Origin of the sequence: Synechococcus sp. H60.1 (assembly GCF_047462335.1) — a bacterium.
In the GTDB taxonomy this organism is placed as follows: Bacteria; Cyanobacteriota; Cyanobacteriia; order Thermostichales; family Thermostichaceae; genus Thermostichus.
On record NZ_JANSJA010000156.1, the window covers coordinates 1 to 8920 of the forward strand.

Annotated in this window: 12 protein-coding genes and 1 tRNA gene; 7 read left to right on the plus strand and 6 right to left on the minus strand. The window is 60.3% G+C overall.

What is annotated here, in order from left to right:
* Nucleotides 1-965, plus strand: a 965-nt coding sequence (locus tag NW852_RS08045; protein ID WP_414426620.1) for an RNA-guided endonuclease InsQ/TnpB family protein, incomplete at its 5' end; no start/stop codon positions are given.
* Nucleotides 966-998: 33 nt separating this feature from the next.
* Here NW852_RS08045 and NW852_RS08050 read toward each other — a convergent pair.
* Together NW852_RS08050 and NW852_RS08055 are read right to left on the minus strand one after the other, a co-directional pair.
* The gene (locus NW852_RS08050) at nt 999-1475 is read right to left on the minus strand and encodes an urease accessory protein UreE (RefSeq protein ID WP_414365760.1); all 477 of its coding nucleotides are present in this window, start codon (nt 1473-1475) and stop codon (nt 999-1001) included.
* The gene (locus NW852_RS08055) at nt 1472-1819 is read right to left on the minus strand and encodes a hypothetical protein (RefSeq protein WP_414365761.1); all 348 of its coding nucleotides are present in this window, start codon (nt 1817-1819) and stop codon (nt 1472-1474) included. The genes NW852_RS08050 and NW852_RS08055 overlap by 4 nt, the downstream gene beginning before the upstream one ends.
* A gap of 41 nt (nt 1820-1860) precedes the next feature.
* Here NW852_RS08055 and NW852_RS08060 point away from each other — a divergent pair, with 41 nt between their 5' ends.
* From NW852_RS08060 to NW852_RS08070, 3 genes are all read left to right on the plus strand, one after another.
* Nucleotides 1861-2187: a phasin family protein gene (locus NW852_RS08060; protein ID WP_011431016.1), complete on the plus strand. Its 327-nt coding sequence runs from the start codon at nt 1861-1863 to the stop codon at nt 2185-2187.
* Nucleotides 2188-2333: 146 nt separating this feature from the next.
* The gene (gene leuD, locus NW852_RS08065) at nt 2334-2936 is read left to right on the plus strand and encodes a 3-isopropylmalate dehydratase small subunit (protein ID WP_414371676.1); all 603 of its coding nucleotides are present in this window, start codon (nt 2334-2336) and stop codon (nt 2934-2936) included.
* Nucleotides 2933-4009: an SAM-dependent methyltransferase gene (locus NW852_RS08070; protein ID WP_414426621.1), complete on the plus strand. Its 1077-nt coding sequence runs from the start codon at nt 2933-2935 to the stop codon at nt 4007-4009. Before leuD ends, NW852_RS08070 begins: the two co-directional genes overlap by 4 nt.
* Here the strand turns inward: NW852_RS08070 and NW852_RS08075 are convergent.
* Nucleotides 3991-4179, minus strand: a complete 189-nt coding sequence (locus NW852_RS08075; RefSeq protein ID WP_414360596.1) for a hypothetical protein — start codon at nt 4177-4179, stop codon at nt 3991-3993. The genes NW852_RS08070 and NW852_RS08075 overlap by 19 nt on opposite strands.
* A gap of 142 nt (nt 4180-4321) precedes the next feature.
* Here NW852_RS08075 and NW852_RS08080 point away from each other — a divergent pair, with 142 nt between their 5' ends.
* The 3 genes from NW852_RS08080 (at nt 4322) to NW852_RS08090 (ending at nt 5389) form a co-directional block, all read left to right on the plus strand.
* On the plus strand, nt 4322-4561 hold the full coding sequence (locus NW852_RS08080) for a hypothetical protein (protein WP_414365765.1): 240 nt from the start codon (nt 4322-4324) through the stop codon (nt 4559-4561).
* Nucleotides 4562-4640: 79 nt separating this feature from the next.
* Nucleotides 4641-5066 carry an NfeD family protein gene (locus NW852_RS08085; protein ID WP_414371682.1) on the plus strand — a complete coding sequence of 142 codons (426 nt, stop codon included), beginning with the start codon at nt 4641-4643 and terminating at the stop codon, nt 5064-5066.
* A 249-nt stretch (nt 5067-5315) separates the two neighbouring features.
* A tRNA-Pro gene (locus tag NW852_RS08090) sits at nt 5316-5389 on the plus strand.
* 62 nt (nt 5390-5451) lie between these two features.
* Here the strand turns inward: NW852_RS08090 and NW852_RS08095 are convergent.
* The 3 genes from NW852_RS08095 to NW852_RS08105 all read right to left on the minus strand — a co-directional run bounded on the left by NW852_RS08095 (nt 5452) and on the right by NW852_RS08105 (nt 8878).
* Nucleotides 5452-6741 (minus strand): bifunctional folylpolyglutamate synthase/dihydrofolate synthase, encoded by a 1290-nt coding sequence (locus NW852_RS08095; RefSeq protein WP_414365767.1) that lies wholly within the window; start codon nt 6739-6741, stop codon nt 5452-5454.
* Nucleotides 6742-6857: 116 nt separating this feature from the next.
* Entirely contained in the window at nt 6858-8441 is a 1584-nt protein-coding gene (gene serA / locus NW852_RS08100) for a phosphoglycerate dehydrogenase (protein ID WP_414365768.1), read from the minus strand.
* A 200-nt stretch (nt 8442-8641) separates the two neighbouring features.
* Nucleotides 8642-8878: a DUF3148 domain-containing protein gene (locus NW852_RS08105; RefSeq protein WP_414365769.1), complete on the minus strand. Its 237-nt coding sequence runs from the start codon at nt 8876-8878 to the stop codon at nt 8642-8644.
* Nucleotides 8879-8920 lie beyond the last annotated feature (42 nt).

An 8920-nucleotide genomic window follows, 5' to 3' on the forward strand; every position in this document is an offset into this window, starting at 1 on the left:
GAAGGCTGGCCGCTGCCCGCAAGGTTGCCCGGCAAAAGAATCGTCCGGTCAAAGCGTTCAAGGGCGGCTTTGTTACCTACGATGCCCGCATCTTCTCTTTCCGGGAGAAGGACTGGACGGTGTCGCTGACCACCGTTGAGGGATGCGAACGCTTTGAGCTGGATGTTGGCTCCTACCAGCGCGGGATGCTGGCGGGTTCTCATCCCAAAGCGGCCACGTTGGTCAAACGCCAAGACGGTTCCTACTTCACCCAGATTTGCGTGGAATCTGAGGTACCGGAACCGGAGAGCGCCGTCAAGGCGATTGGCGTGGACTTGGGTAGGAGAGATATTGCCCATACCTCTGAGGGAGAGAACTGGAATGGACAGCAGCTGAACCGGGTCAGAGACCACTACTCCCGGTTGAGAGCGGCTCTGCAACGCAAGGCCAGCAAGGGCACACGCAGTTCTCGGCGCAGGTGTCGGGAGCTGTTGCAACGGCTGTCTGGTCGGGAGAGGCGCTTTCAAGCTTGGGTGAACCATCGCATCTCCAAGTCCATTGTTGCTAGGGCACTGGCCACCCACCGTTTTATTGCCTTGGAGGACTTGACTGGAATTAGAGAACGTACCAATCAACAGTCGCGTAGTAAAGTCGAGCGGCGGCGGGCGAACAGTTGGGCGTTTTACCCGTTGCGGCAATTTGTGCACTACAAGGCCGCCAGAGCAGGGATCCAGGTTGTGGTGGTGCCGCCTGCCTACAGCTCGCAGACCTGCCACCAGTGCTTCTGGCTTGGGCAGCGGGAAGGGAAGCATTTTCGTTGTGTGAACCCGGCCTGTGGCTGGGAAGGGGATGCAGATTTTAACGGTGCCAACATGATTGCCCTTTTGGGGGTCGCTGTAAACCGGCCTAGAGGTCCGTGGTTGGCTTGCCAATTGCAGGGCTACCAGAAGCCCGCTCCCTACCGCTTAGCGGTCGGAGCCGGGTAGTTTACGTGTCGTTGGCAAGGCTTGCAATAGCCATCAATGGCTATGGGCCAAGAGGTTGGGCTCGAAGACCCGCATCTCCGAATGGAACGGGATCCCTAGGTGGGTTAGCCAATCCCGCAGCGGCTCGTCCTCCAGCGCCAGGATCTGCCCTTGGGGAGAAAGGTGGGCCGGGCGATGCCAGTTGCCCAGTTGGTGAAGCACCTGGCCCATTTGAACGACATTTTCAGGTTGAATGACAAGCACCGGTTCCGCCTGGGCCTTGACTCGAATGTGTCGCTGGGCGTCTGCATACAGCAGATCCCCATCGTGAAGGTGGGTGCCGCGGGGCAGCATCAACTGGATTGCCGTGCCTCGGTCACTCACCAGCCGCTGCCGAGAGCGCTGGCGATCGTGCCAAGTGAGAGAAACTGTCTCCATCTGGCCAGGGATCCCACCTGGCGGCTCAACCAGCAGCTCCGTTACTGCAATAACCGCCGGATCCTCGCCCAAAGTGTGTCGGCCTTCGCTCATCTCAGAGACTCCAGGTACTGGCTGAGGTCTTCTTGCAGGCGGGAGAACTCTACTTCAATAGAAAGGCGCAATGCCCCTGTTTTCAACGTTACTAACACCTTGGCGGCGTAGGGGCCGGGCCAGATATTGGGATTGCAGAACATCTCCAAGTACAAGTTTGGGGCGGAATGGTGAAACTCAATCGGCGCCTGGGGCTGGCGTTGGAGGCCGCTTGCCCCCACTTTGAGCCGCTCCAAAAGGGTTTGCAAAGCCCTGTGCCACTCCCGTGCCCCCTCTGCCGAAAGCGGGAAGCTGGCCGACCCGGTTGCGAAGTTGAGGGCAAACTGAGGAGAATAAGTAGTCATAGAAGCCCGTACCTTCGGCAAGCATTCTCTGGAGGGCAGCGTTGGACAATAACAGTATCTTACGTCAGCTCTTACTAATGGGCGTGGGCACCACCGCTCTGCTGGCGGAGCAGTTGAAAAAGGCTGCTGACGAGCTGGTGCAGAAAGGTCAGCTCAAACCAGAAGAGGCATCCAACGTCATCAACAACCTGCTCAACCAGGTGAAATCCGAGCAGAGCAACCTGGAGTCTTACGTGCAGCGTCAGGTGCGCAACGTCCTGCAGGATTTGGGTGTTCCTCGCCAATCGGAAATGGACGAGCTGCGCGGGCGGCTAGATCGGCTGGAGCGGCAGGTGCGCAACCTGGAAAACCAAGTTTACCGCCGCTAGCCGAGCTGGATGTTTCGTTTCTAGCACTTGTTCTCAAGGCTTGCCCCGTCGCTCAAGCAGAGTTTGGCAGGCTGCCCCAGGCTATACCCTGCAAAACCCTGAAGCCAATTCCCAGCTTTTGAGTCCAGAAGTTCACTGCAATTCCCATGCCAAGCGAAGTTTTGACCATCACGGGCCGTGGGATCCCGCTGGTGGGCAACGACATCGACACCGACCGGATCATCCCGGCTCGTTTCTTGAAGTGCGTTACCTTTGAGGGCTTGGGCCAGCATGTATTTGCCGACGACCGTGCCCAAGCTGCCGGCCAGCATCCCTTTGACCTGCCTCAGTACCAGGGGGCAGAGATCTTGCTGGTCAACGCCAACTTTGGCTGTGGCTCCAGCCGGGAGCACGCCCCCCAAGCTCTGGCCAAGTGGGGGATCCGCGCCCTCATCGGCGAAAGCTTTGCCGAAATCTTTTTCGGCAACTGCCTGAGTTTGGGGATCCCCTGTGTAACAGCACCCGCCAGCGTGATCCACACTCTCCAGGAGGCAGTGGTCAGAAACCCGCAGCTCCAGTTAACGCTGGATCTGCTCAACAAACAGGTGCGTTGGGAGGACAAGGCCGCTGCTGTTGAAATCCCGCAGGGGGCCTGGCAAATGCTGGTGCAGGGGACGTGGGATGCCACCGGACAATTGCTGGCTGCCCGGGAGCGGATTCAAGAGGTGGCTGCTTCCTTGCCCTATCTGCAATGGCAGCGGGTTCAGTGAGCAGGTTTCTTCCCCCCGCTACTCACCTGTGGCTGGGCAGCGCCGACCCCGATTTTCTGGATCTGGCAAGGCGGGAAATTGCGGCGGCGGATCCCGAGGCCGTCCTTCAGCCTTTGCCAGAGGCACCTGGCCTAGTGTGGGTGTGCAGTCAGCGTTCCTTTGCCGACCTTGCCCAGGCCTGGCAGGCCAACCCCCCTATTTTTTTGCGCCACATCTGCCCCATCCAGCGGGAGTTTCGGCTGGACGAGGGATCCCTGACGCAACTCTGTCTAGACGAAGAGCTGTTGGCGGCCATCGACCCTGCCCTCAGCTTTTCTGTACAGACGCGCCTATTTGGCAAGCTCAACGTCAAGCCCTTTCAGGTCAACGCAGCCCTAGCAGCCCAGGTGGCGGCAGCAGTGGGGGCGCCGCTGCAGGTCAGGGATCCCCAACAGGTGATCTCGGTGGTGATCCTGGCCAACCTGACAGGGATCCGAGCTTGGCTGGGCCTGTCGCGGGCGGCGCAAAACCTCTCCACCTGGGCCGGCGGCATTCACCGCTTCCGCCGCGATCCCGGTCAGATTAGCCGCTCTGAGTTCAAGTTGCTAGAAGCCATCCAGGTGTTTCGCATCCCTTTGCACCCAGGGGGGCAGGCTTTAGATCTGGGGGCAGCGCCAGGGGGCTGGTCGCGCATTTTGCGCCTGCATGGCCAGCAGGTGACGGCCGTGGATCCGGCAGAACTGGACGAGCGTCTCCGCTCCGATGCCGGCATTTGCCACTACCGCCTTAGCGCCCAAACCTACCTAGCCCGCTGCGCAGGGCGGTTTCACCTCATTCTCAACGACATGCGCATGGATGGCCGCGCCTCTGCCCATCTAATGGCGGCCTTTGCCCCTCATCTGGAGCCGCAGGGGGCAGCCGTGATGACCCTAAAGCTCCCCCACCAGCATCGCCTGCGGGTGCTCCGACAGACCCTAGACATCTTGGGCAGCGCCTTCCCGGTGGTGAGGGCGCGCCACCTGTTTCACAACCGCAGCGAGGTCACCCTCTACCTGCAGAAAGGGATCCCGGCCCTTCACTCTTCCACCACCTGAATCTCTCGGCGCAGTACCTTCTCGCGAATGGACTCCAGCAAGTTCATCTCTTCCGGGGAGATTTTGCCATCGGCCCGGATGGCGGCGATGATTTGATCCACCTCGCTGCGGGTTAGCTTCTTATCTTCCAGAGCCCGCTCCACCAGCACTTGCAGTTGGGAAAACTCCATAAGACCCCTGCTCCTCTAGGCTTAACCGGTCTTCTCACCTCCTCCAGGCTATCTGCGCCCCTTCCGATCCCCAACAGGCGCAAGATTCTCTTCAGGTCAGGTATTCTGAAGAAAATGTAAAACCCTAGGAGAAAACGACATCATGGCTGGCCCAACTCTCAAGAGCACTGAGCACGACTGCGCCACTCTCTGCCGAGATGGCTGTGTCTTGGGCGACGCCTGCCCCCACCGAGAGGCGGCCCGGCAAGCAGTGGCCTTCGTCATGAACACCGACTGGGAGACCTTGATGCGGATTGCCGAATCCAAGAACCTACCCAAGAACCCTCCCCAAGCAGAGGTGGATCCCTTACAGTTTTTGGAGAACTACCGCCTAGGCAGCTAGCTGGCAGCTCGGCAACAAACCCCTACCCAGAATCCAGGCGCTTTAAGCCATACTGAAGGTGGTGGGATCCCTGGGTTTTATGGTTTGGCCTTGGATTAGCCTTGGGTTGGTTCTCATTGCTTCCGAGCTGTTTTTGCCGGAGCTGGTGGCTGGCCCGACGGGTGTGGCTGCCCTAGGGGCTGCTCTTTTGGCCTATTGGGGGTGGCCGGTTTGGGCCCAGTTCTCGGCTTGGATTGTGCTCTCCCTTGGGCTGATCGTTCTCAGCCGGCGTCTGCTGCCCTCTACTTCAACTCAGTTGGAAGATCTCCTGAAGGAATCGCGGGAAGCGCGGGCAGTTACGGCCATTCCGCCGGGCGAGCGGGGTCGGGTCTCTTATCTCGGCTCCACCTGGAATGCCAAGTGCAGCGTCCCCAACCTGGAGATTCAACCTGGGCAAGAGCTCTATGTGGTCGATCGCCAGGGCAATACCCTGATCGTGATGCCGATTCAGATGCTCAGGTCTTGAGGGGGATCAGGGGCTTGGCTGAGACTCATTGGACAAGCTCTTTTGAGGAAACACCTGAGGAGTCGGGGAACCTCTGCGAAGACGAACAAGAAGCTCGCCCTCAGTCCACCGTGCTGTTTGCAGCGGCTACCCATCCCAACAGGTTCAGCAGGTTCTAAGTAGAAGATGCCGCTGGGGGTGGGGTGCCCCAGCGGGAATTCGACAACCTACAGCAGGGATCCGGCCTGATATCTGCCATAATTACAAGAGCGGGATGTAGCGCAGCTTGGTAGCGCATCTGCTTTGGGAGCAGAGGGCCGCAGGTTCAAATCCTGTCATCCCGATGGAGCTGGCAAAGGGAGCGCTAGGGATCTCCAAGCCATCGGCCAAACTGGTTGCAGGAGCCTCAGCAGGCCAGATCCCATCCCAGGCAAGCTTGCATCACCTGGCCCAAGAGGTACAGGGATCCACAGATGACCGCAGGCGGCTCGCCGGGGTCAGCTGGCTGCTGCAGTTGGGCTTGTAAAGCGGCAAGATCTGGCAGCGCCTGGACAGAGCGAAGATGGGGTTGCAGGATCTGGGCCAGGTGGGCCAGTTCTTCCGGAGGGGTGCTGGCGTGGCCGAAGATGGGCAGGGCAAAGAGGCGATCCCCCGGTCGCAGCAGGGTAGCAAGAATACCCTTGACATCTTTAGTCGTGAGAATGCCCATATACCAGGTGAGAGGGCCGGGCTGGTGCTCGTCTAGGTAGCGGCGCAGCGCCTGGGCAGCGGGCAGGTTGTGGGCCCCATCCAGCAACAACCGGCGGGATCCCACTTGCACCCGCTGCAGACGGCCCGGCCACCGAGTGGCGGCAAACCCCCTGGCCACTGCAGCTTCTGGGATCTGCCAGCCCTGCTCCTGCAGGGTCTCCAAAACGGCCAGAGCGACCGCGGCGTTGGTCAGTTGCACCTCACCGGGGAGGGGCAGGGTGAGTACCTGCTCGCGCCAGCGGACGGCCTGGGGCCCCGACCATTGCAAAGGTTCCACCACCCGCAGAGGACTGCCCATCTGCTCGGCTCTGGCCCGGATCACGGCCATCACCTCGGGGGGTTGGGGTGCGCACACAGTCGGGATCCCCGGCTTGAGGATGCCGGCTTTTTCGAAGGCAATTTGCGGCAGACTGTTGCCCAGACGCTGCCAATGATCCCAGCCAATGGACGTGATGGCAGTGACCACCGGCTCAATCCCGGCATTGGTGGCATCCAGTCGCCCCCCTAGGCCCACCTCCATCACCGCCACCTCCACCTTCTGCTGGCGAAAGTACAGCCAGGCAGCGGCGGTAATGGCCTCAAACTGGGTGGGGGAAGCCTCGCCAGGAGCGTAAGTCTGCAGGCAGTCCCGCACTTGGGCCAACACCTGGCTCCAGTCGCCTGGCGAAATGTACTCGCCGCTTAGCCAGATCCGCTCCCGCCAATTGACCAGGTGGGGAGAGGTGTAGCGACCGACGCGATAGCCCGCCGCCCACAGCACATGGCTGACCCAGGCGCAGACGGATCCCTTGCCGTTGGTGCCGGCTACGTGGATGGCCGGGATCCCCGCTTGGGGCTGGCCGAGGCGCTGCAGCAAAACCTGCATGCGATCCAGGCTGAGATCGACGCCAAAGTGGCCTAGCGACTCCAGAAACCCCGGCCAATCCCAGGTTGGGATTCCACCCATCGGCGGTAGGTTGTTCGGGCTCAAGCGTTCACCTCAACACTATCCCCGCTAACCCAAGCAAAGAGATTACCCTCCCCTCTGCTCAAGCCGGTTTCGCACTGCCCCAGCAGAAGCCGTCAAAGGTTCACCACAAAAGCATCGCGAATACCTGGCTGCTTCAACACCTCTTCGATGATCCCATCTGGCAGGGGATCGTCAAGGCTGAGCACCATCACCGCATCGCCGCGGATGATCTTGCGCCCCACCTGCATGCTGGCGATGTTGACGTTGTAGGCCCCCAGCAGGGTGCCGATGCGCCCGATGATCCCCGGCATATCCCGGTGCAGGGTCATCAGCATATTGGCAGAGGGGGGCACATTCACCGGGAACTCGTCGATCTGGGTGATGCGCACCTCCCGCTCTCCGATCAGCGCTCCCGAAACCGAACGCACCCCGTTGGGGCCATGGGCAATCAACGTCAGGGATCCGGAGTAATCCTTCAAAGAGGGATCTCGCGTCTCCACCACGCGAATGCCCCGTTCCTTGGCCTCGATGGAAGCATTGACGTAGTTAACTCGCTCCCGCAGAGCCAGCGTCAACAGCCCCTTGAGCGCGGCGATGACGATCGGCTGGCCATCTTTTTCCGCCAGGGATCCCTGGAGGCGGATCTCCAACTGGTTGACCCGATCCCCCGCCAACTGGCCCACCAAGTTGCCCAGAGTTTCCGCCAAGTCCAGGTAGGGCTTGAGGCTTTGCAGCACCTCCGCCTGCAAGCCAGGGATGTTCACAGCAGAACGGGCAGGCAGCCCCAACAACACATCGCGGATCTGCTCTGCCACATCGATGGCCACATTCACCTGCGCCTCTTCAGTGGAGGCCCCCAGATGAGGGGTTAGCAGGATCTCCTTGCCCAAGGAAAGCAGAGGTGAATCTTGGCTAAGGGGCTCATCGGCAAAGACGTCCAGGGCCGCCCCCGCAATTTGGCCGGATTTGAGGGCTTCATAGAGGGCTTGCTCGTCCACTAAGCCGCCGCGGGCACAGTTGATCAGGCGGGCGGTCGGCTTCATCAGGCGGAAGGTCTCGGCGTTGAACAGGTTGGTGGTCTCAGGGGTCTTGGGGACATGCAGGGTGATGTAGTCCGATTCCTGCACCAAAGTTGTGAAATCCACCAGGCGCACCCCCAGTTGCTCCGCCCGCTCCATCGAAAGGTAGGGATCGTAGGCCAAAAGCCGCATCCCCATCGCCTTGGCAATCTGGGCCACATGGGATCCAATGCGACCCAGGCCAACAATGCCCAGTGTCTTTTTGTACACCTCTACCCCGACAAACTCCTGCCGCTTCCATTGGCCTGCTTTCAGAGAGGCATTGGCATCGGCAATGTGGCGGGAGAGGGCCATCATCAAAGCGATGGCGTGCTCGGCGGCAGCAATCGTATTGCCCTCAGGGGAGTTGACCACCAGGATCCCAGCTTTGGTGGCGGCAGCCACGTCGATGTTGTCCACGCCCACCCCCGCCCGACCGATGATTTTCAAGTTCGTCCCCGCCTCGATCACCTCGCGGGTGACCCGCGTGCCGGAGCGCACCATGATGGCATCGTAGTTGGGAATGACCGCAATCAACTGCTCCGGCGTGAGGTCGGTTTGCACATCCACCTGGGCCACTTGGGAGAGGATGTCGATTCCCGCCTGATCGATGGGATCCGTGACGATAACTCTGGGCATAAGCGACAATAGCCTAATCGGATGTGGGGCAACAGAAGCAGAAGAGCCAATACCGCAAGCCAGGCTGGATCGCATCCATGTTGACCCAACCCCAGCCAGCACCCTTTAATCTACCGCGAAAGTCCGCCAGCACGCGCAAGACCTGCCGCTCCCAAAGAGCAAGAGTCCCAGTTTCCTAGGCCCCGGTGGAGATGGGTTGCTCACGGGCGGGATCCCACAAGAGCCAGGTACTTGCCGTCGATTAAAAAGATGCCATTGGCAAACTGCACACTGTAGGTGCCCAACAGCCGCCGCTGCAAGATCACCCCTTGTTCGTGCAGCCGAATCAAATGGGCAGGGCGCAACATCGGCATCGGGTCAGCCGTTTTCAAGTAAGGAGGCATCTCCACCACCTCAACCCTCGCCCCCACCGGCAGCAAACCTTGAGCTTCAGACATGGCCCCACAAGCATCGACGCTACACCTGCCTTTAGCTTAACG

Excerpts from the sequence above, each read along its gene's own strand:
- NW852_RS08050 (WP_414365760.1), bottom strand. The coding sequence starts at position 1,475 with ATGAGCGAAGGCCGACACACTTTGGGCGAGGATCCGGCGGTTATTGCA.
- NW852_RS08055 (WP_414365761.1), bottom strand. The coding sequence starts at position 1,819 with ATGACTACTTATTCTCCTCAGTTTGCCCTCAACTTCGCAACCGGGTCG.
- leuD (WP_414371676.1), top strand. The coding sequence starts at position 2,334 with ATGCCAAGCGAAGTTTTGACCATCACGGGCCGTGGGATCCCGCTGGTG.
- NW852_RS08075 (WP_414360596.1), bottom strand. The coding sequence starts at position 4,179 with ATGGAGTTTTCCCAACTGCAAGTGCTGGTGGAGCGGGCTCTGGAAGAT.
- NW852_RS08080 (WP_414365765.1), top strand. The coding sequence starts at position 4,322 with ATGGCTGGCCCAACTCTCAAGAGCACTGAGCACGACTGCGCCACTCTC.
- NW852_RS08085 (WP_414371682.1), top strand. The coding sequence starts at position 4,641 with ATGGTTTGGCCTTGGATTAGCCTTGGGTTGGTTCTCATTGCTTCCGAG.
- NW852_RS08095 (WP_414365767.1), bottom strand. The coding sequence starts at position 6,741 with ATGGGTGGAATCCCAACCTGGGATTGGCCGGGGTTTCTGGAGTCGCTA.
- serA (WP_414365768.1), bottom strand. The coding sequence starts at position 8,441 with ATGCCCAGAGTTATCGTCACGGATCCCATCGATCAGGCGGGAATCGAC.
- NW852_RS08105 (WP_414365769.1), bottom strand. The coding sequence starts at position 8,878 with ATGTCTGAAGCTCAAGGTTTGCTGCCGGTGGGGGCGAGGGTTGAGGTG.